The 23639-nt window shown below is 69.7% G+C and carries 23 protein-coding genes; 12 read left to right on the top strand and 11 right to left on the bottom strand.

Annotation, left to right across the window (positions count from 1 at the left end; translation table 11 throughout):
• Window positions 1-58: 58 nt before the first annotated feature.
• On the bottom strand, window positions 59-613 hold the full coding sequence (locus tag OG709_RS16380; RefSeq protein ID WP_266642215.1) for a sugar O-acetyltransferase: 555 nt from the start codon (window positions 611-613) through the stop codon (window positions 59-61).
• A 340-nt stretch (window positions 614-953) separates the two neighbouring features.
• Here OG709_RS16380 and OG709_RS16375 point away from each other — a divergent pair, with 340 nt between their 5' ends.
• Complete coding sequence (locus tag OG709_RS16375) at window positions 954-2258, top strand: MFS transporter (protein ID WP_329169135.1); 1305 nt, start codon at window positions 954-956, stop codon at window positions 2256-2258.
• A gap of 120 nt (window positions 2259-2378) precedes the next feature.
• Here OG709_RS16375 and OG709_RS16370 read toward each other — a convergent pair whose 3' ends face one another.
• Window positions 2379-2975 (bottom strand): dihydrofolate reductase family protein, encoded by a 597-nt coding sequence (locus OG709_RS16370; protein WP_329166672.1) that lies wholly within the window; start codon window positions 2973-2975, stop codon window positions 2379-2381.
• Between the two features lie 557 nt (window positions 2976-3532).
• Between OG709_RS16370 and OG709_RS16365 the strand changes: the two genes are divergently transcribed.
• The 3 genes from OG709_RS16365 (at window position 3533) to OG709_RS16355 (ending at window position 5256) form a co-directional block, all read left to right on the top strand.
• Window positions 3533-3721 (top strand): hypothetical protein, encoded by a 189-nt coding sequence (locus tag OG709_RS16365; protein ID WP_250300975.1) that lies wholly within the window; start codon window positions 3533-3535, stop codon window positions 3719-3721.
• A 93-nt stretch (window positions 3722-3814) separates the two neighbouring features.
• Window positions 3815-4393, top strand: a complete 579-nt coding sequence (locus tag OG709_RS16360) for a carboxymuconolactone decarboxylase family protein (RefSeq protein ID WP_250300976.1) — start codon at window positions 3815-3817, stop codon at window positions 4391-4393.
• Window positions 4390-5256: an RNA polymerase sigma-70 factor gene (locus OG709_RS16355; protein ID WP_326694554.1), complete on the top strand. Its 867-nt coding sequence runs from the start codon at window positions 4390-4392 to the stop codon at window positions 5254-5256. Before OG709_RS16360 ends, OG709_RS16355 begins: the two co-directional genes overlap by 4 nt.
• 91 nt (window positions 5257-5347) lie before the next feature.
• Here OG709_RS16355 and OG709_RS16350 read toward each other — a convergent pair whose 3' ends face one another.
• Together OG709_RS16350 and OG709_RS16345 are read right to left on the bottom strand one after the other, a co-directional pair.
• Window positions 5348-6145 (bottom strand): hypothetical protein, encoded by a 798-nt coding sequence (locus tag OG709_RS16350; protein WP_329166668.1) that lies wholly within the window; start codon window positions 6143-6145, stop codon window positions 5348-5350.
• A gap of 174 nt (window positions 6146-6319) precedes the next feature.
• Window positions 6320-7207, bottom strand: coding sequence for an alpha/beta fold hydrolase (locus tag OG709_RS16345; RefSeq protein ID WP_329166667.1), 888 nt, complete (start codon window positions 7205-7207; stop codon window positions 6320-6322).
• Window positions 7208-8278: 1071 nt separating this feature from the next.
• On the opposite strand from OG709_RS16345, the gene OG709_RS16340 reads away from it, so the two are divergent.
• Window positions 8279-8650 (top strand): VOC family protein, encoded by a 372-nt coding sequence (locus OG709_RS16340; RefSeq protein WP_250300980.1) that lies wholly within the window; start codon window positions 8279-8281, stop codon window positions 8648-8650.
• A gap of 572 nt (window positions 8651-9222) precedes the next feature.
• Here OG709_RS16340 and OG709_RS16335 read toward each other — a convergent pair.
• Together OG709_RS16335 and OG709_RS16330 are read right to left on the bottom strand one after the other, a co-directional pair.
• Window positions 9223-10119 carry an aminoglycoside phosphotransferase family protein gene (locus tag OG709_RS16335; RefSeq protein WP_329166665.1) on the bottom strand — a complete coding sequence of 299 codons (897 nt, stop codon included), beginning with the start codon at window positions 10117-10119 and terminating at the stop codon, window positions 9223-9225.
• A 215-nt stretch (window positions 10120-10334) separates the two neighbouring features.
• A complete protein-coding gene (locus OG709_RS16330) occupies window positions 10335-10838 on the bottom strand; it encodes an NUDIX hydrolase (RefSeq protein ID WP_374211267.1) in 504 nt (167 codons plus the stop codon).
• Between the two features lie 215 nt (window positions 10839-11053).
• Here OG709_RS16330 and OG709_RS16325 point away from each other — a divergent pair, with 215 nt between their 5' ends.
• The 3 genes from OG709_RS16325 to OG709_RS16315 all read left to right on the top strand — a co-directional run bounded on the left by OG709_RS16325 (window position 11054) and on the right by OG709_RS16315 (window position 12766).
• Window positions 11054-11449 carry a helix-turn-helix domain-containing protein gene (locus OG709_RS16325; RefSeq protein ID WP_250300983.1) on the top strand — a complete coding sequence of 132 codons (396 nt, stop codon included), beginning with the start codon at window positions 11054-11056 and terminating at the stop codon, window positions 11447-11449.
• A gap of 122 nt (window positions 11450-11571) precedes the next feature.
• Window positions 11572-12264 carry a hypothetical protein gene (locus OG709_RS16320; protein WP_250300984.1) on the top strand — a complete coding sequence of 231 codons (693 nt, stop codon included), beginning with the start codon at window positions 11572-11574 and terminating at the stop codon, window positions 12262-12264.
• Between the two features lie 160 nt (window positions 12265-12424).
• Window positions 12425-12766, top strand: coding sequence for a DUF2516 family protein (locus OG709_RS16315; protein ID WP_250300985.1), 342 nt, complete (start codon window positions 12425-12427; stop codon window positions 12764-12766).
• Between the two features lie 61 nt (window positions 12767-12827).
• On the opposite strand, the gene OG709_RS16310 is transcribed toward OG709_RS16315, so the two are convergent.
• The 3 genes from OG709_RS16310 to OG709_RS16300 all read right to left on the bottom strand — a co-directional run bounded on the left by OG709_RS16310 (window position 12828) and on the right by OG709_RS16300 (window position 16685).
• Window positions 12828-14057, bottom strand: a complete 1230-nt coding sequence (locus OG709_RS16310; RefSeq protein WP_250300986.1) for a PP2C family protein-serine/threonine phosphatase — start codon at window positions 14055-14057, stop codon at window positions 12828-12830.
• Window positions 14058-14505: 448 nt separating this feature from the next.
• Window positions 14506-15609 carry a C40 family peptidase gene (locus OG709_RS16305; RefSeq protein WP_250300987.1) on the bottom strand — a complete coding sequence of 368 codons (1104 nt, stop codon included), beginning with the start codon at window positions 15607-15609 and terminating at the stop codon, window positions 14506-14508.
• A gap of 263 nt (window positions 15610-15872) precedes the next feature.
• Entirely contained in the window at window positions 15873-16685 is an 813-nt protein-coding gene (locus tag OG709_RS16300) for a class I SAM-dependent methyltransferase (protein ID WP_329166659.1), read from the bottom strand.
• A 150-nt stretch (window positions 16686-16835) separates the two neighbouring features.
• On the opposite strand from OG709_RS16300, the gene mshA reads away from it, so the two are divergent.
• The 4 genes from mshA (at window position 16836) to OG709_RS16280 (ending at window position 21462) form a co-directional block, all read left to right on the top strand.
• Window positions 16836-18185 (top strand): D-inositol-3-phosphate glycosyltransferase, encoded by a 1350-nt coding sequence (gene mshA, locus OG709_RS16295; RefSeq protein ID WP_250300989.1) that lies wholly within the window; start codon window positions 16836-16838, stop codon window positions 18183-18185.
• A complete protein-coding gene (locus OG709_RS16290; RefSeq protein ID WP_266642232.1) occupies window positions 18178-18684 on the top strand; it encodes a YbjN domain-containing protein in 507 nt (168 codons plus the stop codon). The genes mshA and OG709_RS16290 overlap by 8 nt, the downstream gene beginning before the upstream one ends.
• Window positions 18685-18898: 214 nt before the next feature.
• Window positions 18899-20614 carry a glycoside hydrolase family 55 protein gene (locus OG709_RS16285; protein WP_250301345.1) on the top strand — a complete coding sequence of 572 codons (1716 nt, stop codon included), beginning with the start codon at window positions 18899-18901 and terminating at the stop codon, window positions 20612-20614.
• Window positions 20615-20877: 263 nt separating this feature from the next.
• The gene (locus OG709_RS16280; protein WP_266642233.1) at window positions 20878-21462 is read left to right on the top strand and encodes a GNAT family N-acetyltransferase; all 585 of its coding nucleotides are present in this window, start codon (window positions 20878-20880) and stop codon (window positions 21460-21462) included.
• 70 nt (window positions 21463-21532) lie between these two features.
• Here OG709_RS16280 and OG709_RS16275 read toward each other — a convergent pair whose 3' ends face one another.
• Window positions 21533-22081, bottom strand: coding sequence for a GNAT family N-acetyltransferase (locus OG709_RS16275; protein ID WP_329166654.1), 549 nt, complete (start codon window positions 22079-22081; stop codon window positions 21533-21535).
• 94 nt (window positions 22082-22175) lie between these two features.
• The gene (locus OG709_RS16270; RefSeq protein WP_329166652.1) at window positions 22176-23540 is read right to left on the bottom strand and encodes an MDR family MFS transporter; all 1365 of its coding nucleotides are present in this window, start codon (window positions 23538-23540) and stop codon (window positions 22176-22178) included.
• Window positions 23541-23639: the final 99 nt, after the last annotated feature.

Genomic DNA, 23639 nt, shown 5'->3' with positions numbered 1-23639 from the left:
GACGCGGCCGGGCGCGGCAAGCCCGCAGGCCCGCGTGCCGACGGCCGTGCGCGCCCGCTCAGATCTCCCGTACGACCCGGGCCGGGTTGCCGACCGCGACCACATTCGCGGGCAGGTCCTTGGTGACGACCGAGCCGGCACCGACGACGGTGTTCTCGCCGATCGTCACACCGGGGCAGACGATGACGCCGCCGCCGAGCCAGACGTTGTCCCCGATGGTGATCGGCTGCGCCGCCTCCCACTTGGCGCGGCGCGGCTCGGGGTCGACCGGGTGGGTCGGGGTGAGGAGCTGGACGTTCGGGCCGATCTGTACGTCGGCGCCGATCGTGATCGCCGCCACGTCGAGCAGGACGGCACCGAAGTTGATGAAGGTGCGCGGCCCGATGGTGATCCCGCTGCCGTAGTCCACCCGTAGCGGCGGCCGTACCTCGCAGTCCTCGCCCACCTTGCCGAGGAGTTCGGCGAGTGCGGTCCTGCGGCCTTCCGGATCGGCCGCGGACGTGGCGTTGAACTGCTCGCTGAGCACGGCCGCGCGCAGCGCGTCGGCGGCCAGCTCGGGGTCGTCGGCGAGGTAGAGCTCGCCTGCGAGCATGCGCTGCTTCTGACTGGTCATGACGGGTGTCCTCCTGATCGACCGGTGGTGCTCGGACATACGTAGCGACAGTACGGGGACGCCCGCCGGGCCGTCGGCGGGTGCGCCGCCGGAGTGGTCGCGGGCAGCCGGAAAACAAGTGGCAGACAACCGTGGGGCGCGCATAACTTGATCGCTCGTGACTGATGATCCGGAGGCGCTCGCCGAGCAGTTGGCGCACGGCGCCACGCACAGCACTGACGGCACCGACGGCGACGGGGATGATCGCCCGCGAGGAGCGGGAGCCGACGCGGGTGCCGACGCCGGCGGCGGGCTGTGGTCCCGTAAGTACCTCGCTGCCACCGCCAGTTTCGCCGCGGTGATGTTCCTGACCGGGTTCGCCGCGCTCGCGGTGGTGCCCACCCTGCCGGTGGCCGCACGGGACCTGCACGGGGTGTCGCTCTACCCGCTGGTGGCGGGCTGTTTCGTGGCCGCGAGCCTGCTCGGCGGGGTGCTGGGCGGGGACTGGGCGGACCGCGCCGGGGCGCGCCGTCCGCTGGCGGCGGGGGTGGTGCTGGCGGTGGTCACCCTGCTGGTCTCGGCGACCAGTACGACGATCTGGCAGCTGGCGGCCGGGCGCTTCCTGGACGGGGTGGCGGCCGGGATGGTGGCGGTGTCCATCAATGCCGCCATCGCCCAGTCCTACCCCGAGCGCCTGCGCCCGCGCGCCCTGTCGATGATGGCGAGCTGCTGGATCGTCCCGTCGCTGGCCGGTCCGCCGCTGGCCGGGCTGGTGGCGGCCTGGTGGTCCTGGCGGGTGGTGTTCTTCGGCCTGGCCGTCCTGACCGTGATTCCGTCGCTTGCCGTGGTGGCCCTGCTGCGCGGCCGTTCCGGGCAGACCGGGACGGCGCCGTCCGGGGGCAGCGGGCCGCGTCCCGCGCTGCTGGTCGCGGGAGCCGTGAGCGTGGGTGCGGCGCTGGCGCAGTACGCCGTGTCCGGCTGGGACGTGCGCCATCTGCTGTCCGCGGTGGCGGGGCTCGCGCTGCTGGTGGTGTTCACCCCACGGCTGCTGCCCCGGGGCACGGGGCGCGCGGCGCGCGGCCTGCCCGCCGCGGTGCTGCTGCGCGGCCTCAGCTCGGGGGCGTACTTCACGTTGGAGGCCTTCGTACCGCTGCTGCTCGCCACCTCCCGGCGGGTGCCGCCGGTGGCCACCGGGCTGGCCTTCACGGGCGCCGCCGTGGCCTGGGCGGCATCGTCCTGGGTGCAGGGCCACCTGCTGGACCGCCGGCCCCGCCACCACCTGGTCACGGCGGGTGCGGTGGTGATGGCCGCGGCGGTCGCGCTCGCGGCGGCCGGGACACATCCCGCGATGCCCGCGCTCACCGCCGCCTCGGCCATGGTCGTCGCGGCCGTCGGCATGGGCGTGCTCGCCCCCTCCCTCACTCTGCTCTCGCTCTCCCACAGCCCGCCGGGACGGCAGGGCTATGCCAGCAGCTCGATGCAGACCAGCCAGAACCTGGGCCAGATCGCGGTCATGGGCATCGCGTCCGCCCTGTTCAACGCCTGCCTGGGCTTCGGCTCGGCCGATCTGGCGGGCTACGCCGCCGCGTTCGGGCTGCTGATCGTGCCGTGCGCCCTGGCCGCCGTGCTCGCTTCCCGCGCCCGTGTGGACGGACCCGCTGTGTGAGACGGCGGGGCAGGGGCCGTCGCCGGGGCGGGGCCACCCCATGCGTCGTACAGATGCGCCCCCACGCGTCGTACATGTGCAGCCCCCACGCGTCGTACAGATGCGGCCCCGCCGCCTCGGTCACCCCTCGGCGACCGGCCGGTAGGTGCACACATGCACGCCGGTCCCGCTGGTGACGGTCGAGACCAGTTCGAGTGCGTGGAGCGCGCCGTCGCCGGGGAAGATCGACTTACCGCCGCCGACGATCACCGGCATGATCACGAGCCGCAACTCGTCGACCAGACCCTCGTGCAGCAGGGTGCGTACGAGGGTGGGGCTCCCCATGACCAACAGGTCACCGCCCTCGGCCGCGCGCAGCTCCCGGATGCGGGTGACGGACTCGTCGCCGGGGATGCGTGTGCTGTTCGGCCAGGTCCGGCCGGGGTCGCCCGGCTCCCGGGTCACGACGTACTTCGGGATGGCGTTCATCCGGTCGGCGAACGGGTCGCCCGCACGCTCGGGCCACGCCGCGGCCATCGACTGCCACGTACGGCGGCCGAACAGCAGAGCCCCGGCCTGCGTCAACGCGTCGTCGAAGGCGCCACCCACCACCTCCGGATCGAAGAAGCGGTGGGACCAGCCACCGTGCGCGAAGCCGCCGTCGGTGTCCTCGTCGGGACCGCCCGGCGCCTGTACGACGCCGTCCAGGCTCATGAACTCACTGATGACGATGCGCACGGACTCGCTCCTACCTCGTTAGGGGATACCGCAAGAGAGACTGCCGCGCCGCCCAGAACTCATCGCACCGCCGTGAAGCCGGGTGGGAATGGGAACGATACGGGCGGTCGCGCCAGGTGTACGGGACCTGCACTCGGCGCAATCCGGCCGGGGAGCGGGGGAGGGAAGCCCTGGCTTTTGTGCGGGTAAGGGTCACGGAGAGCCGGGACAGTGCCGCTGAACTGGTCTAGCCGCACCAGCGGTTGGGGCGCAAAGGCGCAAAGGCGCGAGGGCGCAAAGGCGCGAGGGCGCAAAGGCGCAAAGGCGCGAGGGCGCGAGGGCGCGTTGCGCGGACGCGTGCGGACCGAGATGCGGCCGAATGAGGAACTTCTGAACCTCGGTCCACGTCTCATCTGACGTGAGACCTGCGGCTGTTGTGCGCGTGGCCCCTCCCCGGTGTGGCCCGGCTCACAGCCCGGCTCACAGCCCGGCTCACTGTGACGCAGTCCTCACCACACATCCGGCAAGGACACCGCAGCGGCCTCCCGTTCGACTGCCTTCATCGTTACCATTCCTCCATGCCTTCCGACCAGGACGTTCATGACTCCGCGCGACGGGACGCCGCCCACGCGAACGAGCAGATCCGGGCGCTGGTCGACGCGGGAAACCTGGCGGGCGACGAGTACGAACAGCTCCTGGCCGAGTGGGTCGCGGCCCATCTGCACGGCGACCGGCCCGAGGCCCAGGGGCCCCAGGGTCCCTCGTAGCCCTCCGCGTTGAAGGTCTGCGCGCGGTGGCTGTCACATCCGCGGACATGGCGGTGTCTCTATGCCGAACAGGCAAACTCCGAGGAGGACACCATGGCGCTACGCATACCGAAGGCCGAGCTCCCCACCGAGCTCAAGGAAGAAATGATCAAGCGGTTCGGCGCTACGGCCGAACCCGTCGAGGCGACCTGGCACAACCCCGAAGTCTCCCTTGCCAGCTCTGAGTTCGGGGGCAAGGTGGGCGCGTGGCAGGCGGCCGACGAGGGCCTCAAGTCGTACGCGCACATGGCCGTCGCGGCCCAGGTCGGCTGCGGCTGGTGCCTCGACATCGGCTACTTCCACGCGCAGAACCAGGACTTGGACCTGGCCAAGGCGAGTCAGGTGCCGCGCTGGCGGGAGTCGGAGGTCTTCACACCGCTGGAGCGCGACGTGCTGGAGTACGCCGAGGCCATGACGAACACGCCGCCGACCGTTACCGACGAGCTGTACGCGGGCCTGCTCGACCGGCTCGGCCCGTCGGCGATGGTCGAACTCACCGCGTACATCGCCTACGTCAACCTCGCGACCAGGAACAACGTGGCGCACGGGGTCGAGTCGCAGGGCTTCTCCACCGCGTGCGAGATTCCGCTGGCCGTTCGTCCTGGGAACACCGGCGGAGCGTCGACGGCGTGACCGAGGATCCGTTCGTCGCCCATCGCAGCCTGCTGTTCACGGTCGCCTACGAGATGCTCGGGTCGGCGGCCGATGCGGAGGACGTGCTGCAGGAGTCCTGGCTGCGGTGGGCCGACATCGACCGGTCGCAGGTGCGCGATCCGCGGGCGTACCTCGTCCGGACCGTCACCCGGCAAGCGCTCAACCGGTTGCGTACGTTGTCGCGCAGCCGCGAGGAGTACGTCGGCGAGTGGCTGCCGGAACCGCTGCTGACCAGCCCTGATGTCGCCGAGGACGTCGAACTCGCGGAGAGTGTCTCGATCGCACTGCTCACCGTGCTGGAAACGCTCGGACCGACGGAGCGGGCGGTGTTCGTGCTCCGGGAGGTCTTCGAGGTCCCGTACAACGAGATCGCCGAGGCCACCGGGAAGTCCGCAGCCGCGGTGCGGCAGATCGCGCGGCGGGCCCGCGAGCACGTGGCGGCCCGGCGGCCACGGGTGCAGGTGAGCCGGTCCGAGCAGCGGGCCGTGGTGGAGCGGTTCCTGCTGGCGTTGCGCACCGGCCAGTTGCACGAGCTGATGGAGGTCATGGCACCGGACGTGGTGCTGATCGCCGACGGTGGCGGGCTGGTACCCGCCGTGCTGGCTCCGATCCACGGAGCCGGACCGGTGGCGCAGTTGCTCGCGCGGGTGAACCGCGTGGTGGCCGCGTTCGCGATGACGACCGTGTCGCTCAACGGCGCGCCTGCGGTCCGTATCGAGATCGACGGCCAACCGTCCGCGGTGAGCCTTCTGGTGGAGGACGGCCGGATCACCCGGATCTACGCGATCAGGAACCCGCGGAAGCTGACGCGACTGGACGAACCGTCTCAACTCGCCAGGTGAGCCGACTGCGTTCGCGGTCGCCCGTGCGGTGGCCACGAACGCAGTCGGTGTCCGGCGTCCGGTGTCCGGTGTCCGTGCCGCCGTCGGCGGATCAGAGCGTGAGTACAGGCCGGGTGGTGAAGTCCTCGCAGAGGTCTTCACCGTCCGGGCCGTACACGAACTCGGCGGTGAAGGGGTTGCGGTTGGCCGTGGCCAGGGGCAGCCACGCCAGCAGGAAGCCGTACCCCCCGCACGCGGACTCGCCGCCGTCGCCGCCGCGGACCGAAGTGATGTCGCTCGTCAGCTCCATGCGGTAGGTGTCATGGGCGATCCGCAGGCCGAATCCGCTCCGCTGCTGATGCGGGCCGGTGCGGTTCTCGTAGGGGATGTCGTCGAGAGGGCAGTCGTTGCCCCACCGGAACAGCGTGTCCGCGCCCGCTCCGCAGGCGTGCTCCCACTCGTCGGAGCTGGGCATCCGGAGGCCGCGCGCCGCGAGGACGGCGGGCATGTCGGCGGGCGGTTCGGTCAGGGGCTCGTCCTCCACCGCCATGAGCACCGTGGCCAGGGTGACACTCCGGCGGGGGCTGAGCACCTGCGCGAGGTGGGCCCGCAGGTCGGGGCCGTAACCGAAGCCTTGATCCAGACTCTCCGCGTAGTCGGCGGCCTGCTCGGGCGTCGGCTGCCAGGCGTCGAGATCGAACCCGAGCGTCACCTCGCCTCCGGGTATCAGGGCGAATTCCTGCCCGCCCCGCTCGATCCGGACCCGGTGCAGCGGAGCACCGAGGTGCTCGACGGCCTCCACGGCGGTCACCTGGCCGTCCACCTGGTGCGCCGCCTCCTGGGCGACGCGACGTGCGGTGGGCAGCTCGAAGGACCGCCACTGGTCGAGACCGAGATCAGCAAGAGACATGGGTCGCAGTGTCGCACCCAGGTCTGACCCCGGCCGCGACCGGCGAACTCCGAAGCCGCGGTGTGCCGTTCGCGCTGCGGCGGACGCTCTCGAGACGGGTACTCCGTTCACCTCCTACTGGCCCACGACCTTTGGAGCACCCTTCCGGCAGGACCTGCGTCGAGTGGGAGAGTGTCAGCGCGCTGCGAAGTCCGTGGAGTCCGGGTCTGCGAGGTCTGCGAGGTCTGCGAGCAACCCGGCTGCGGGCTTCGGGTGAACGAGCCAGCGCAGGTGACTCCCCTCAAGCGTCCGGACGTCGAAGGGGTTGTCAGGTGTGAGCGCGTTCGCCTCGCGAATCAGGCGGTCCTGCACGGCGAGCGGAATGCTGGCATCGGCTTCCAGACGTACATAGGTCTTGGGAACCCGGCCCCAGGTCGTGGCCTGTGCCCGGTCGGCGGACGTACCGGCGTCGAGGTTCTCGTCGGGCTGGAAGGTGTTCAGGAATATCCGGAACTCGTCATCGGTGAGATCGGCGGCGAACCCTCGCTTGAACGCGGCGAGCACCGCCGGGTCGGCGGTGCGGAAGTTGGTCCGGAGCAGGCCGAGTTCGGCCGGGTTCCCGACGAGCGAGGCAGCGAAGGCCCCCGGGTCGACGTCCGCCATCTCCGGCTGTGCGTAGTAGTCGTTCACGTCCAGATCGACCGGGCACCAGGCGGAGACGTACACGATCCGGTCGATCAGCTCGGGCCGGGCGTTGGCGACGGCGGTGGCCGTGATGCCGCCCCTGCTGTGGGCGACGAGGACGGTGGGACCGTTCCGCTTGGCCCGTTCGAGGACTTCGATGACGCGGGCGGCGTTGTCGGCGAGCGTGACTCCCTTGATGGCTCCCGGTTCCGCAGCGAGGGCATCGAGATCCTGCGGAGCTTGGTACGCGGCGGGGAAGGTCGCCTCGAACCCGTGCCCGGGAAGGTCGACCGCGACCGAACGGTGCCCGAGCAGGGCGAGTTCGGCCTGCAGCGGCGCGAACGAGAACGAATTCGCGAAGGCCCCATGGACAAGGACGAATGTCGGCAGAGTCTGCATGCCTCAGCCTCCAACAGAAAGATCTTCAGAACAAGATCAGGGTTCGAGAGAGCCGGGCAGTGGTTCGCCTGCCCACGGAAGAGCGGACTGCCCACGCACCGCTGGGACCGGGCGGCGGGATGAGGGCCGTACCCAGTCCGCCACCCTGGCACACGGCGTCGAGTACCGACGGGGCCGCCGGGGGTGCCGCCGGGGGTGCCGAGGCGCGATGGGTGTCACCCGGAGGACGATCCTGGCTTACTGATGTGCAATCGGGCCAGCACATACCTGCTCTGCTGGACCAGATCGCATCGGATCCGGCCTCCGAGTGCTGGACCGACCTCTGGTCGGCACTGTGCCACCAGGGCAGCGTGTACTCGGCCAGCTTCGACCAGCGGTGATCACGCGCTGTCGGACAATCACGTGGAGACGAAGGCTCTGCGTCCCACCGACCTCACCGGCCTGACCGGCATTGGTCGACCTCTCCACGATGTCGCGCTCGCTCACGACCAGCAAGAGGTCGCCAGGGTGTTGACCTACATCTTCGGCGATGCAACCTGCCCGGACTGCGAGGAGGACTTCTCAGTCTCTGCCCAGATCAGCGCCCAACTGGGCGACCACGCTGGGGTGATTCGGCAGATCAGATCGACAAATGGCCGAGGTTGACTGAGTCACGCGACCGAATGGTTCAGACAGACCGAGACTGGCCCACCTTCAGCGGAACAAGCCACGCGAGCAGCCAGCGAGGTTTCGTCGATGTTGCTTGCGTCATCTGCCCCCGCAGCGACAGGAATCGTCGAGTCTGTGAGCGGAACGGTATGACATCGCAGTAGCGCACGCCGGCTACCACAACGAATTTGCGCCCGCGGGATGGTGGTGTGTCGCCCTACCCCGGTGGGGACAACAACTGCTGGAAGGCGACTGCTGACGCTGGAAGTTGTCCCGTCCCAGATAACTGTGGGCAGGGGGAGGCTCTGAGCTGTGTTGCCTACGGTTGAGTGGGACAGGTCGGCTGTCGGTGTCCCGCTCGGCCATAGGCAGCCGCCACTAGGGTGTTCATCGCGGAAGTCCACCGACCGGCTCGGAGATGCCATGCCCATGCAGATCAAGTTGGTTGCGATAACGCTCGATTGCTCTGATCCGCTGGCTCTGGCGGCGTTCTATCAGCAGGCAACCGACCATGAACTGCACCCGAAGTCAGATGCCGACTTTGCGGGTCTCAACGGCGAACACGGACTCCTCATCGGCTTTCAACGGGTCGACGACTACCGGGCTCCGAGCTGGCCCGACCAAATGGTCCCCCAGCAGCTCCATATCTGCTTCAAGGTCGATGAGGACTTGGACGTGGCCGAGGCCCGGTTGCTGGAGTTGGGTGCGGGCAAGCCGGACCACCAGCCACATGGCGACAGGGCGCGAGTCCTCACTGATCCGGCTGGGCATCCATTCTGCATCGTCAGAAGCTGATTGAGGGGTTCAGGAGGGCCTCTGCCGAGGTACTGACTGCTCTTCCGCGCACCGGTCGATGCGCCGTACTACCGTGGCGCGCTCCTGGCCGAGTCCGACGAGGGAGGGACCGGCCAGGGGAGGGGTGCCAACGGGTAAGCGGCGTTGGAACTCTGCGAGGTCTCGACCGATGTCGTCGGGGTGACCACGTCGGCCAGCATGTCGAGGAGCGCGTACGTGCCTCAATCTGGGAGATCGCCGGCAGCAGCATCCGAAGGGTCTCGTGGATGAGACCCGTCAGGAGTGCCAGCCGTGGCAGAACTACCGGAGTCCAGCGCCATAACGCGTCCCGTCCGTTTTTCGATCAGCACGTTTTTGAATGACGTCAGGGTTTTCGCCAGTTGGCCCGACGTCACGTGATGTGCGGCGGCGAGGCGGTGCAGATACCAGCCGAAGACCTCCGCGTGGGCTGGCGGCAGAGGAAGTGGCAGGAGCTGGACTGGGGCTTCCCAGGGTCCCACTACTCAGGCCGGCTTCGGCCTGCGGGCGCACTTGGCACGGGCGATCGGGCCGGGTCTCCACTGGTGCCCCTATCAGCCGATGAGCGCCTCGGTGATCTGCCGGGTGGTCTGCGCGGCGACCCGAGGGTTGACGGCGGCGTAGGAGGTGTAGGCGTTCAGACCGGTGGCCATGGCCCAGCCGCGGCCTCGCAACCATGTGGCGTCGTCCACACCGAGCGCGTTACGGAAGGAGGCTCGGCTGCTGGCCGTCATCAGGGTGAAGGCGATCAGCAGGTCGCAAGCCGGGTCACCGATACCGAGCCCGCCAAAGTCAATGACGGCGCTGAGGTGGCCGTGGATGGTCAGCAGGTTGCCCGTGTGGAAGTCGCCGTGGAAACACACCGGAGGGCCATCCCATCCGGGGGCGCTCACGGCCGCATCCCACAGCTTGGTCATCGCCGTGGCGTCGAAAATGCCATCGACCTTTGCGATGGCGACCCGCGTCGCGCGGTCTCGTTCGGACAACGACCAACTGGTGAGATATTCGCGGGCAGTCTTGGGTGTGTTCTCGGGTGTAAACCGCTGTAGAGCGGCCAGGAAGTGCGCCAGTTCGACCGCGGTCCTGGTGGAGTCGGCCAGTGCGTCGACGGTCGCCACTTCACCTTCAAGCCATCGGGACACCGCCCACGGCCACGGATAGCCCAAGCTGGGTTCCCCCACCTCTACCGGTACCGGAATGGTCAGGGGGAGGTACGGGGCGAGTCGGGGTAGCCACTGGAACTCCTTCCTGGCCTGACCGATGACCCCGGCATGGCGGGGCATCCGGACGGCCAGCTCCTCGCCCAGCCGGTAGATCACATGGTCGGAGCCGGCCGGGTCAAGCAGCTTAAGAGGCAGTCTTGCCCACCGCGGGAACCGGGTGTCGATCAGGCGCCTGACGAGTGCGGCATCGATCTCGGGTCGGGAGTCCGCCGTTCTCGCGGTTGCCAAGACAGCTCCTGTGGTTGGTTCACTCCGTGCGGCGGACGGTATGGGGTCATCACAGTGTGTCGTGGCTCTGCCTGTCGTCCGATTTATCGCCGTGCGCAGCTACTCATCGGAGCGCGGTTGGCTCCGCAGATTTGATCGGGACCCGTTCAGTTCACATTGCAGGTCCGGGGCGCGTTGGCCACAAGCAGGCGTCCCAGCCCGAAAGGCGAGAAAGGTCAGGACTGCGAGGTCCGGAACTCGAGGTACCGGCTGAAGGCTTCGTGGCTGTCGGGGGTGAAGCGCCACTCCAGCAGGGCCGACCGCAGCTCCGGCTCGGTCAGCCAGCCATGCCAGGCGACCTCGTCAGGATCGGCGGCCACCGTGTCCGGCACCACGGCTTCGTGCACGCCGAGCCAGTGAGGGCTCACACCGCTGCGGTTCAGGAAGGTGAACAGCAAGCGCGGCAGCACACGAAGGCCCAGCTCTTCGGCCAGCTCGCGCGCGGCGGCCTGTTCATAGGACTCACCGACATCCACGGCACCACCGACCTCGACCTCGTAGAGCCCGGGGAAGCGCGACAGCTGCTCCGACCGTCGGTGAACGAGGATCCGTCCACGCTCATCACGACACACCGTCACGGCGACACGGTGCAGCCACCCCTCCCGGATGGCCTGTCGGCGGCTGACCACCACCCCCAGCACGCCATCTTGATCGTCGACACGCTCCACCAGTTCATCCACGACGCACACCCTGGCAGAGCCCACCGACAACGCCGCTTCCCGGCGGCTCGCGGAACCGGACCGAGAGCGCCTGCGCAGGGAGGCCGGACGCGCGATAGCTGTCGTGCACATGCGACACCTGTTGCGCTCAGGCGCAAGCAGCCATTCAGGTGGCATGGAACACTTTTGCAAGCGTCTGCTTGCAAAAGTTAGCAGGGTAGGTGCAGCATCGAAGCATGGCATCACTCAACGTCGGCAATCTCGGTGAGTACCTGCGCGAGCAGCGGCGCACCGCGCAGCTGTCCCTGCGGCAGCTCGCCGACGCTGCCGGGGTGTCGAATCCGTATCTGAGCCAGATCGAGCGCGGCCTGCGCAAGCCCAGCGCGGACATCCTCCAGCAGCTGGCCAAGGCGCTGCGGATCTCCGCGGAGACCTTGTACGTGCAGGCCGGGATCCTCGACGAGCGGGAGCGGGACGAGCTGGAGACGCGCGCCGTCATCCTGGCCGACCCCTCCATATCCGAGCGGCAGAAGCACGTCCTGCTCCAGATCTACGAGTCCTTCCGCAAGGAGAACGGGCTCGCGGTGGACGACGGTGCTGCCGGACAGCCCTCAGAGCACGAACCGAGCTGACAAGTACAGAGCTGACAAGTACAGAGCTGACACGTACAGAGCTGACACGTACGGAACGACCCGCGCAGACGCGCACAGACACGTACAGACACATACCGAACTGATCCGGGAGGACCACAGTCATGGCCATCACCGATGACCTGCGCAAGACCCTCACCGACCCGACCCCCCTCTACTTCGCGGCCGGTACGGCCGACATCGCCGTGCAGCAGGCCAGGAAGGTCCCGGCGCTGATCGAGAAGTTCCAGACCGAGGCACCGGCACGTATCGACGCGGTGCGCAACACCGATCCCAGGACCGTTCAGGACCGGGTGGCCACGCAGGCCAAGGAGGCGCAGGCCTCCGTCTCCGCGAAGTTCACCGAGGTGATCGGCACGTTCGACACCGATCTGAAGAAGCTCGGCGAGACCGCGCAGGACCTGGCGCTGCGGAGCATCGGTATGGCTGCCGAATACGCGGTCCGGGCGCGTGAGACGTACGAGAAGGTCGCCGAGCGCGGTGAGCAGTCCGTACGGCAGTGGCGTGGCGAGGCGGCCGACGATCTCGTCCTGTTCGGCACGGTCACCGAGTCCAAGGCTCCCGCCGGGCCGAAGGCCGGGTCGCGGACCGAGCCCAAGGCGGAGTCGAAGGCCGGGCCCAAGGCCGAGGCCAGGATCGCTCAGCCCAGGACCGCCCCGAAGCCGGGCCCCAAGCCCGCGCCGAAGACCGTGAAGTCCGAGGCCAAGCCGGTGGCCAAGCCCGCGGCGGCCAAGAAGACCAGCACCACCCCGCGTAAGGCGACGGCGAAGAAGACCACGCCGCCCGCCGGGAAGTAGAGCGCCGCACTGGAGCGGAAGAGTACGAGTTCAAGAGTTCAGAAAGAGTCCAGAAGTTCAGGAGTGGCCGGGGGAGCGGGCCGGGCATCTTCTCGGTGCCCGGGTCGTTCTCCCGGTAGCGTGGCCGCGTTGATGGCCGGTCTAACAGGCGGTGGGCACAGTGCTGATGCAGGGTTTCGCGGGATTCATGTCGCTGTTGAGTTTGGCGCTGATCCTCTTCAGTGGCTTCGCGCTGGTGGACGCGGCGATCCGCCGTGAGGACGCGTACCGGGCCGCGAGCAAGCAGACCAAACCGTTCTGGCTGATCGTCCTGGCCATCGCGTTCGTCGTGAACTGGCTGTTCTCGATCCTGTCGTTCCTGCCGGTCATCGGGCTGATCGCGACCATCGTCTACATGGTGGACGTGCGCCCCGCGGTGCGGCAGATCACCGGTGGTGGCGGTCGCCGGGGCGGCGGTTCCAGCAGCGACGGGCCGTACGGTCCGTACAACGGCGGGCGCTGAGCCTCAAGAGCGACGGCGGGCGCCGGGCCCGACTACGGCGGGGGCCGACCCGGCCGGCGGCTCAGGCGTCGCCGCGCCTGCGTTCCAGGAGCAGGACCGCCACGTCGTCCGTCAGCTCGTCGCCGTTCAGGTCGCGGACCTCGGCCACCGCCGCCTCCAGCAGGCTCTCGCCGCGCAGCCCCGCCGTCAGCTGCCGGTCGATCATCTCGACCATGCCGTCCTGGCCCAGGCGCTGGGTGCCCTGACCGATACGGCCCTCGATCAGGCCGTCCGTGTACATCAACAGGTTCCAGGCGCCGCCCAGTTCGACCTGGCGGCGTGGCCAGCGGGCGCGCGGCAGCAGGCCCAGGGCCGGGCCGCCGTCCTCGTACGGGAAGAGCTGCGCCCTTCCGTCGCTGCGGGAGATCAGCGGGGCGGGGTGCCCGGCCAGGCAGAGTCCGGCCCGTTGTCCGTCCGGTGCTATGTCGACCGTGCAGAGCGTCGCGAAGAGCTCCTCGCTCTCCCGCTCGTGTTCCAGGACCTGCTGGAGCGTGCTGAGGAGTTCGTCCCCGGACAGCCCGGCGAAGGTCAACGCCCGCCAGGCGATGCGCAGTTCCACTCCCAGGGCCGCCTCGTCGGGACCGTGGCCGCAGACGTCGCCGATCATCGCGTGGACCGTACCGTCCGGGGTGCGGACCACGTCGTAGAAGTCACCGCCGAGCAGGGCGCGGGAGCGGCCGGGGCGGTACCGCGCGGCGAAGCGCAGGTCCGAACCCTCCAGCAGCGGTGTCGGGAGCAGACCGCGCTCCAGGCGGGCGTTCTCCTGGGCGCGCAGCCGGGACTCGGCCAGTTTGTAGTGCGCGGTGTCGGCGCGCTTGCGCTCCACCGCGTACCGGACGGTCCGGCTCAGCAGACGGCTGTCCAGCTCGTCGCGGAGCAGGTAGTCCTGTGCCCCGACCCGGACCGCGTGGGCCGCGCGCTCGACATGGCCGGACGGGGCCAGTGCCAGTACGGCGTGGCAGGGCGCGAGCTTCAGGACATGGCGCAGTACGGACAGCTCGTCGTCCTCGTCCGCGCCCGGCAGCGCCAGGTCCAGCAGGATGCAGTGGACGTCGTCGGTGAGCAGCCGCTCGGCCTCGGTGAGGTTCCGCGCGGTCCGGATGCGTACCCGGGTTCCGGCAGTGTCGAGCAGCTCCGGGACCGTGAAGGTGCCCGCAGGGTCGTTCTCGATCACCAGCAGCGTGAGGTCGGTGCTGCCGGTGGTGTCCGGTCCCCTGGTCTGGTGGGGCAGAACGGCCTGACCGCTCTCCATCGCTTCGGTTTCCTTCCCTCCCCCCGAGGGCAGTGGGGCGCCAGTCGACGCCTCACCAGACGGGGACCATAGCGGTTAGCGCGGCCCCAGCGGAATGGCGCCTCGAAAATCGCCGGGGTCATATGCCGCCTCCTGGCCCGCATCCGGCGGTTTGTCGGTGGTCGGGTCCATGACGAACGTCACTCCGCGGCCGGGCGGACGCGGGGTGACGGACGACACGGGGGTGATGTCGGACGCACCAGGAGGTGCGGTCGGACACAGGGACACAAGGGACGCGGGGACGCAGGGACACAGCGGACGGCAGGGGAGAGCGGCGGTCGTGCCGGACGGTGCGGTCGTGCCGGACGGTGCGGCTGCGTCGGCGGTGCGGCCGCGTGGCCGGGCGGCGGACGGGTCCTGGCCGCCGCCCCGCCTACGGACGGCGGTTACCCGCCGGGCCGGGCAGCGGCTACTTGTCCGGCCGGACGACGCCCAGGATCGGCATCGAGCCCGCCCCGCCGATCGTGATGTCCCTGCCGGGCCGTGGCGCGTTGATCATCGCGCCGTCGCCTATGTACATCCCGACATGGGTCGCGTCCGAGAAGTAGATGATGAGGTCGCCGGGGCGCATGTCCTTCACGTCCACGTGCTGCAACTGCTTCCACTGTTCCTGCGAGGTACGCGGAATGGGATGGCCGGCCGCCGCCCACGCCTGTGAGGTCAGCCCGGAGCAGTCGAACGATTGCGGGCCCACCGCGCCCCACTTGTACGGCTTGCCGATCTGCGCCGTGGCGAACTGGACGGCCTTCTTGCCCTGGGCGCTCGCCTTGTTGTTGATCTCCTTCAGGATGCCCGAACTCAGCCAGGCCGTCTGGGCCTTGTACTGCTGCTCGTCCTCCAGCTTGCGGAGCCGTTCGCGTTCCTTCTTCGCCAGGCTCGATTCGAGCTTCTTGGCGGCGCTGATCTTCTGGTCGATGTCCTTCTTGGTCTTCGCCTGCTTCTTGCGGTTGGACTCCAGCTTCTGCCACTGGTCGCTGGCGTCCTGGGTGTACGTCTTCAAGTCCTGCTGGGTCCTGTCCATTTCGGCCAGCAGGTTCTTCTGTGCCTGCTGCCCCGCGCGCAGCCGGTCGGCGCCGTCCAGGAAGTTGTCCGGGTTGCCGCTGAGCATCAGCTGCGCGGCGGGCGGCAGTCCGGCGTCCCGGTACTGGGCGCGGGCCTCGGCGCCCGCCTGGGTCTTGAGCTGGTCGATCCTCGCCTGACCCTTGACGATGGACTTGGCGAGTTCGACGATCTGCGACGACTGCTTCTCGGACTGTTCCTTGGCGAGGTTGTACGCGTCGGTGGCGGCCCCGGCCTTGCGGTAGAGGTCGTCGATCTCCTTGCGCACCTCTTCGAGGCTCTTCTTCGACGACGGCGCCTTGTGGGAGCCGGAAGAGCCGGAAGTGTCCGAAGAGCCGGAAGTGCCCGAAGAATGGGGCGGCTTGGGGGCGGCGTACGCGGTCGTCGGTACGGTCAGCGCGGTCAGTCCGCAGACCAGTGTGATCGCGGCGGCGGCACAGCGGCGTCGGTTCACGAGCTCCCCCTCCAGAGCTGATTTACCGTCAGTAACTTAGGTGACGTTGGCGCGATATTGCCATGCCCTGCGCGAATGCGACAGAGGTGTACAACAACTCCCCAGCCCCACCCGTGTTCCTGCGCCGCATCAGCCTTCGTGCGGTGTCTCTGCTTCGTTCGACGAACGGCACCCGCCCCAGGTTCCCGACGGCCCGCCGGATACCTCGTACGTGGTGCCGGATACCCCGTACGTGGTGCCGGTTGCCCCGTACGCGGTCCTGGTTACCCCGTACGGGGTGCCAGCGCCGCCCAGTCCACCGTGACTTCGCCCTGGCGCCACCGGCGGACATCGTCCGTGAGCGGCCAGTCGGTGGTGAGGGAGCGTGCTGCGGTGATCCAGCGCTGCCGGGCGCCCAGCGAGGCGTACGGCGCCGCCGCCGCCCACGCCCGGTCGAAGTCCCGCAGGAAGGCGTGCACCGGCTCGCCGGGAACGTTCCGGTGGATCAGCGCCTTCGGCAGCCGCTCCGCGAGGTCGGACGGCTGGTGCAGCGAGCCGAGCCGGGTCGCGAACGTCACCGTGCGCGGGCCGTCCGGTCCGAGCGCCACCCAGACCTGCCGCCGCCCGATCTCGTCGCAGGTGCCCTCGACCAGCAGCCCGTCCGGCGCCAGCCGGGCGCACAGCCGCTGCCACACGGCGGCGACCTCGCCCTCGTCGTACTGGCGCAGTACGTTCGCCGCCCGGATCAGCGACGGGCTGCGGCCGTCCAGCGGCACCTCGAAGCCGCCGTGCCGGAAGGACAGCCCCGGCTGCTCGTACGGCTTCGCCGCCGCGACCCGGGCCGGTTCGATCTCGATGCCCACGACCTCGGTGGCGGGAGCGGCCCCACGCAGCCGCCGGAGCAGTTCGACGGCGGTCCAGGGGGCGGCTCCGTACCCCAGATCCACCACTACGGGGTCGTCCGAGCGGCGCAGTGCGGGGCCGTGCACGGCGGCGATCCAGCGGTCCATCCGGCGCAGCCGGTTGGGGTTGGTGGTCCCGCGGGTCACAGCGCCGACGGGGCGTGCGCCGGTGGGGCGAGGGGCGGGCGGGGTCATGGGACGAGGGTATGCGAGGCGTGTCATGGTAATGATTCGGCAAAGAGGAAATGCGGGGCGGTGTTCTGCTGTTCCACACCTCTGAAGGGGACGGGGCAGGTACGCGTGCCCTGGCGTAGACCGTGCCCGCGCGAGGAGAGGACCGTCCACGTGAGCCAGTACGTGTCCCGGCTCGGCGGCCGGATCACGGGACCCGCGCGACCCCCCAGGCTGAAGTTCGCCGGGCATCGCAAACCGCGCAGGATCGCCATGCTCAGCGTGCACACGTCCCCCCTGCACCAGCCCGGCACGGGCGACGCGGGCGGGATGAACGTCTACATCGTCGAGCTGGCGAAGCGGCTCGCCGCGATCAACATCGAGGTCGAGATCTTCACCCGCGCCACCACGGGCGGCCTGGCGCCGCTCGTCGAGCTGGCGCCCGGTGTGCTCGTACGGCACGTGGACGCGGGCCCGTACGAGGGCCTGGCCAAGGAGGAGCTACCGGCCCAGCTGTGCGCCTTCACCCACGGCGTGATGCAGGCCTGGGCGGGCAACCGGCCCGGCCACTACGACCTCGTGCACTCGCACTACTGGCTCTCCGGCCATGTCGGCTGGCTCGCGGCCGAGCGGTGGGGCGCGCCGCTCGTCCACGCCATGCACACCATGGCCAAGGTGAAGAACGCCGCGCTCGCCGCGGGCGACAGCCCCGAGCCCGCCGCGCGGGTCATCGGCGAGACCCAGATCGTGCGGGCCGCCGACCGGCTCATCGCCAACACCGCGGAGGAGTCCGACGAGCTGGTCCGCCACTACGAGGCGGAACGGGGCAAGGTCGCCGTCGTCCACCCCGGTGTGAACCTCGACCGCTTCCGCCCCGGCGACGGCCGGTCCGCCGCCCGCGCCCGGCTCGGCCTGCCGCGGGACGCGTTCGTACCGCTCTTCGCCGGGCGCATCCAGCCGCTCAAGGCGCCGGACATCCTGTTGCGCGCGGTGGCGGTCCTGCTCGACCAGGATCCCTCGCTGCGGACGCGGATGGTCGTACCGGTGGTCGGCGGTCCCAGCGGCAGCGGTCTCGCCAAGCCGGAGGGCCTGCAGAAGCTGGCCGCGCGCCTCGGTATCGCGGACATCGTCCGGTTCTGTCCGCCGGTCGGTCAGGATCAGCTCGCCGACTGGTTCCGGGCCGCGTCCGTGCTGGTCATGCCGTCGTACAACGAATCCTTCGGGCTGGTCGCGATCGAGGCCCAGGCGGCCGGTACGCCGGTGGTGGCGGCTGCGGTCGGCGGGCTGCCCGTCGCCGTACGGGAAGGGTCGACCGGTTTCCTGATCCCCGGGCACGACCCGACCGCGTACGCGGCGGCGCTGCGCCGCTTCATCGACAGCCCGGAACTGGTCGACCGGATGGGCGGCGCCGCGGCCCGGCACGCCGGACGCTTCGGCTGGGACACGGCCGCGGCGGCGACGGCCGAGGTCTACACGGCCGCGATGCAGGAACACCGCCGTCGCGTACGCTCGCATCATGGCTGATGTGCGACAGGTCATGGAGCAGGCGTTCGAGGACGCCGAGCTGGAGTGGGAGAGCCCCGAGCCGGGCTCCTACGTGGTGAAACTCCCCGGCACCCGGAAGCTCTCCACCACCTGCTCGCTGATCGTCGGCAAGCACTCGCTGTCGGTCAACGCGTTCGTGATCCGCCACCCCGACGAGAACGACGCGGCGGTGCACCGGTGGCTGCTGGAGCGGAATCTGCGGCTGTACGGGGTGAGTTACGCGGTCGATCAGCTCGGCGACATCTATCTGGTCGGGAAGCTGCCGCTGTCCGTGATCACACCGGACGAGATCGACCGGCTGCTCGGATCGGTCCTCGAAGCGGCCGACGGGCCCTTCAACTCGTTGCTGGAGCTGGGCTTCTCGGCGGCGATCAAGCGGGAGTACGCGTGGCGGGTGTCGCGGGGGGAGTCGACGCGGAACCTGGATGCGTTCACGCATCTGACTCGCGGGGCCGAAGGCGCGGGCGCGGACGGCTGAGGCCAGTGCTTTCGGGGCGCCGCCCCCATCCAAGCCCCTCCGGCGATTGAGGAGCAGGGGTCCGGGGGCAGAGCCCCCGAAAGCTCGCCGCAGGCGCCCGCCCGCTTCGCCCCTGCACGACCCTTCCCCGCCCTGCGCCCCCCATGGCATGCTCACCGCCAACGCATGTATGAACTTCGTTCACATCCATGGAGGTTGGCTCGTGGGGAACAACATGGCGGACAACGTGGCGAACAACGTGGCGAACATCAGCAGACGCACACTGCTCAGCACCGCGACAGCCATCGCGGCTGCCACCGCGGCTGTTACCGCGACGGGAGGAACCGCCATGGCCGTACCCCGTGGAGGGACCCCCTCCGGAGGACGTACTCCGGTCACCCCCCTCTGGCGCGAGTTCGCCCGGACCCCGTACACCCACCCCCAGATCCCGTACATCGGCCGCGCCGGACGCCGTACCGGCGGCGAGGCCCGGTTCCCCCGGCGCCCCGTCGTCGCCGATGTGACGGACCACGGTGCGACGCCCGACGGCTCCACCGACTCGGCGCCCGCGATCAACCGTGCCATCGCCGCTGCCGGCGAACGCGGCGGTGGCACGGTCCTCGTCCCCGCAGGGACCTTCCGCATCGACGACCTCATCCGGATCGGGCACAGCAACGTCGTTCTGCGCGGCGCGGGCAGTGGCCGCACCAAGCTCTACGCGACGAAGAACCTCACCGAACTGATCGGCCCGTACGGGTCCCGGTACGGCGGCGACAAGTCGTCGTGGTCCTGGGCGGGCGGGCTGATCTGGCTCTGCCCCGAGGCGCGCTTCGCGTCACTGACCGCCGCCATCGAGGCCGCGACCTGGCCCTTCGAGGGGTGGACGGGCAACAAGCGCGACGAGTGGCGCACCCTCACCACCGTCGCCCCCGCCCGGCAGGGCGACCGCACCGTCACCGTCCGGGACGCGGCACGGCTGCGCCGCGGCGATCTCGTCCTGCTCCGCCTCGCCGACGACGCGGACCACACGCTCCTGGAGCACATGTCGGGCGGCGGCCCGGGGCCCGAGGCGTACTTCTGGGACGACAAGACCAAGCTGACCTCGTACGTGCCGTACGAATGGCCGGTGCGCATCACCGCCGTCCACGGCCGCAAGGTCACCCTGGAACGCCCCCTCCCGCTGGACGTCCGGCCCGAGTGGGACCCCCGCCTCACCACCCATGTGGCGCCGCTGACCGGGTCCGCCGTGGAGGGGCTCACGCTGGAGGCGGTCCTCACCCCGCAGTCCCAGCACCTGCTCGACAAGGGGTACAACGGCGTCGCCTTCCAGTGCGCCTACGACTGCTGGGCCGACGACGTCGTCGTCCGTAACGTCGACAACGGCTTCGGGCTGGTCGCGGCGTCCGCCACCACGCTGCGCCGCACCCGCGTCGAGGGCCGCGGCTCGCACCACCCGTACTTCTGCCGGGAGGGCTCGCACGACAACCTGGTCGAGGACTTCGCCATCGCGCAGCGCACCGTCCCGGCCCCCGCGGGCACCCAGTTGCACGGCATCAACGTCGAGGGGCTGTCCAGCCACAACGTCTGGTCGCGGGGCGTGATGGAGATGGGCACCTTCGACTCGCACCGGGGGCTGCCGTTCGCCAACGTCCGTACCGACATCACCGTGAACAACGACGGGCGGCACGGCGGCGACGACTCGGCGGGACCGCTCTTCGGCGCCCGCTTCACGCACTGGAACATCCGGGTCACCAACGGCCGCGAGGGCCTGATGAAGATCGACGGTCTGGCCCCGTACAGCGCGAGCGTCGGGATCAGCACGGTCAGCCCGTTCGGCCAGATCGACGTACCGGACTTCACCGGCGATCTGCACTCCCGCCTGGAGGCGTACGGGGCGCCGGAGTCGGTACGTCCGGTCAATCTGTACGAGGCCCAGCGCGGCCTGCGCTGATCCGGGACGTTCGGACGCACAGCCGAGAGCGCTTGCCGCACGACCGGGAGCGGCCCGATCCGGGACGACGGGGTCGGGCCGCTCCTGATGCGGGGTGGGGGGAACGGCGTGCGGGGTGTGGGGGCTCGGCTCGTGCTACGCCTGCGACCGCTCCAACTCGCCTTCACGCGTGCCGCTTTCGAACGCGGCCCGCTTCCCCGGAGTGAGGGCGGCAGCGACCTCGTTACGCCGAACCGTGGCCGGCAAGGCTCTACTGTGTCGCGGTGAACAACAGCCCTCTCGTCGGCCGCACCGTCCGCCTCGTGCCGCTGTCCACCGACCACGCAGAAGCCCTCCTACCCTCCGCATCCGACCCGGAGGTATGGCGATGGATGCCCCGGCCGCGCCCTGAAAGCCTGTTACAGATGCGCGCGCTGCTCAGCCGGATGACAGCGGATCCGTCCAGGCGGTGCTTCGCCGTGCAGCGCTGTGACGACGACGTCGTGATCGGTTCGACCAGTCTGTACGACCTCGACCTGGCCGAGAGCCGCGCTGAGATCGGCGCGACCTGGTTCGACCGTTCCTGCTGGGGAGGTCCCTACAACGCCGAGTCCAAGCTGCTGTTGTTCGGCCATGCCTTCGACGACCTGCGACTCGCCAGGCTCGCCCTGCGCACCGACAATCTCAACCTGCGTTCCCAGCGCGCCTTGACCGGCCTCGGCCTGGTCCACGAAGGAACCCTGCGCAGCCATATGCGGCGTCAGGACGGAACCCGCCGCGATTCGCTCTACTACAGCCTGCTCGCAGACGAGTGGCCCACGGTCCGCGACAAGCTGCGCGCCAGGGTCGCTGCCAAGAGGGCCCGCTGATCCGTCTGGTCCGGCTGGTCCGTCTGCGATCCCTCTGGTCCCTCTGGTCCGTCTGGTCCGTCTGGTCCGTCTAAGCAGGCAGCGTGTCCGGGGACCGGACGCCGAGCCACTGCTCGGCGCCGTACTCCTCGTACCGCTGCACCTCGGTGAACCCCAGCTTCGCCGCGAGGCGCATCGAGCGGGAGTTGGCGGTCTGGGTGATGAGTACCACCGGCTCGCCGGGAAGTGCGCCGGTGAACCAGTCGAGTGCCGCTGTGCACGCCTCGGCGGCGTACCCATGTCCCCAGGCCTCCGGCAGGAACAGGTAGCCGAGTTCGGCCTCTCCGGCATCCGGACGGACCTGGCTCCGGTGCTCCGCGTCGCGCCGGTTGAGCTCGATCATGCCGATCATCGCTCCGTCGAGATCGGTCACGAACAGGCCGGGACGTCGCCGGGGTGCCTCAGGCACCGTGCGTTCGAGCTCATCACGCGATCGGTGGCCACCGATGTAGGTGCCCACCTCCGGCGAGGCGAACAGCTCGATGAGCGCCGCACGGTCCCGGGCCTCGGGCTCACGGAGCACGAGCCGTTCGGTCTTTATCGGGGCGGGTGGCCAGGCGATGTGTCCGAGTCCAGTCATGGCGGGCAAGTTATCGCACGTCCGCAGGGCAGGAGCGTCTGAACCCGTCGGCCTCAGCTGCCAGTAGGATCCCGATGCCGTCGAACCGGAGCAACTACTCGACCGGCGCACTCACCACGGCGGCGCCGTTCTGCTCGGCCGTTGCTGCCGTTGCTGCCGTTGCTGTAGTGGTCGTCGTGGCCGCCGTAGTTGCCGTCGTAGCGGGGGACTTGGGCGAGACCACCAGATGCGGCTCCGGCGGCAGGTTCCGCATCAGCAGCCAGTAGCCGACCGCCGCGGCCGTGCCCAGGACGGCGCAGGTCGCCCAGAGCCACTCCGCCCCGTACCGGTCGATCACGAAACCGGAGAGCAGCGGCGCGACCAGGGCCGCCACGGCCCAGGACGTCGAGTACATGCCCTGGTAGCGACCGCGTCCATGGACGGGGGAGAGGCGGACCACCAACCCTGTCTGGGTCGGTGCGTTGACGATCTCGGCGAGGGTCCAGACGCAGACCGTCAGCGCGTACAGCCCGAGGGAACCGGCGAACGCGGTCAGCCCGAATCCGTAACCCGCCAGCACCGAGGAGATGATCAACAGGCGGCGCGGGTCCCGGTGTTCGATGAAGCGGGTCACCGGGATCTGGAGGACCACGATCAGCACACCGTTGACGGCCACGGCCATCCCGTAATCGGCGCTGCTGAAGCCCGCCTTGCCCATCGCCACCGGGAGGCCCACCGAGGCCTGTTGGAAGATCAGCGCGACCACGAAGGACAGGCCGACGACGCTCATGAAACGGCCGTCGCGCAGGACGGTCCCCAGCCGGACCGCCGACTCGGTGGCCTGTTCCACCGCCGTACGGACCGGCCGCGACTCCGGCAGCTTCAGGAAGACCACGACGGCGCAGACCAGGGTCAGCGCTGCCTCGCCGAGGAAGCCCGCCAGATAGCTGTACTGGGCGACGAAGCCCGCGAGCGCCGAGGAGACCGCGAACCCGAGGTTGATGGCCCAGTAGTTGAGGGAGAACGCGCGCACCCGGTCCTGCGGCTTCACGATGTCGGCCATCATCGCCTGCACGGCCGGGCGCGAGGCGTTCGACGCCATGCCGACGAGGAAGGCGACGCCCGCGATGGCCACCGGGTCGTGCATGAAGCCGAGCAGCGCCACCGAGAGGGCTGTCGAGACCTGCGCGACGAGGAGCGTGGGGCGCCGCCCGAGCCGGTCCGTCATGACCCCGGCGCCGAGCGACGAGGCGACCCCGCCGAGGCCGTGCAGGGAGGCGACCAGGCCCGCGTACGAGGCCGAGTAGCCGCGGTCGAGGGTGAGGTAGAGCGCCATGAAGGTGGCGACGAACGCGCCGAGCCGGTTGATCAGGGTGCTGGTCCACAGCCACCAGAACTCCCGGGGCAGACCGGAGACGCTCTCCCGTGCGGCGCGTCTGAGACCGGTGAGACCGGCGGTACGACCGGCTGTGGACGGCATTGGGCTTCCCCCAGGACAGATACATGTAAGTGGCGCTACGAACTCTGGGAGGTTACGTGCGCGCGCGTCGCGCCCGCCACCCGATTGACGAGGGCCGTC

Origin of the sequence: Streptomyces sp. NBC_01267 (assembly GCF_036241575.1) — a bacterium.
Taxonomy (GTDB): Bacteria; Actinomycetota; Actinomycetes; order Streptomycetales; family Streptomycetaceae; genus Streptomyces.
Note: the sequence above shows the minus strand (reverse complement) of the source record. Positions and strands in the feature narration are given on the sequence as shown.

Coding starts and splice junctions, on each gene's coding strand:
- OG709_RS16380 (WP_266642215.1), bottom strand. CDS start 613: ATGACCAGTCAGAAGCAGCGCATGCTCGCAGGCGAGCTCTACCTCGCC.
- OG709_RS16375 (WP_329169135.1), top strand. CDS start 954: ATGTTCCTGACCGGGTTCGCCGCGCTCGCGGTGGTGCCCACCCTGCCG.
- OG709_RS16365 (WP_250300975.1), top strand. CDS start 3,533: ATGCCTTCCGACCAGGACGTTCATGACTCCGCGCGACGGGACGCCGCC.
- OG709_RS16360 (WP_250300976.1), top strand. CDS start 3,815: ATGGCGCTACGCATACCGAAGGCCGAGCTCCCCACCGAGCTCAAGGAA.
- OG709_RS16350 (WP_329166668.1), bottom strand. CDS start 6,145: ATGTCTCTTGCTGATCTCGGTCTCGACCAGTGGCGGTCCTTCGAGCTG.
- OG709_RS16345 (WP_329166667.1), bottom strand. CDS start 7,207: ATGCAGACTCTGCCGACATTCGTCCTTGTCCATGGGGCCTTCGCGAAT.
- OG709_RS16340 (WP_250300980.1), top strand. CDS start 8,279: ATGCCCATGCAGATCAAGTTGGTTGCGATAACGCTCGATTGCTCTGAT.
- OG709_RS16325 (WP_250300983.1), top strand. CDS start 11,054: ATGGCATCACTCAACGTCGGCAATCTCGGTGAGTACCTGCGCGAGCAG.
- OG709_RS16320 (WP_250300984.1), top strand. CDS start 11,572: ATGGCCATCACCGATGACCTGCGCAAGACCCTCACCGACCCGACCCCC.
- OG709_RS16310 (WP_250300986.1), bottom strand. CDS start 14,057: ATGGAGAGCGGTCAGGCCGTTCTGCCCCACCAGACCAGGGGACCGGAC.
- OG709_RS16300 (WP_329166659.1), bottom strand. CDS start 16,685: ATGACCCCGCCCGCCCCTCGCCCCACCGGCGCACGCCCCGTCGGCGCT.
- OG709_RS16290 (WP_266642232.1), top strand. CDS start 18,178: ATGGCTGATGTGCGACAGGTCATGGAGCAGGCGTTCGAGGACGCCGAG.
- OG709_RS16285 (WP_250301345.1), top strand. CDS start 18,899: ATGGCGGACAACGTGGCGAACAACGTGGCGAACATCAGCAGACGCACA.
- OG709_RS16275 (WP_329166654.1), bottom strand. CDS start 22,081: ATGACTGGACTCGGACACATCGCCTGGCCACCCGCCCCGATAAAGACC.
- OG709_RS16270 (WP_329166652.1), bottom strand. CDS start 23,540: ATGCCGTCCACAGCCGGTCGTACCGCCGGTCTCACCGGTCTCAGACGC.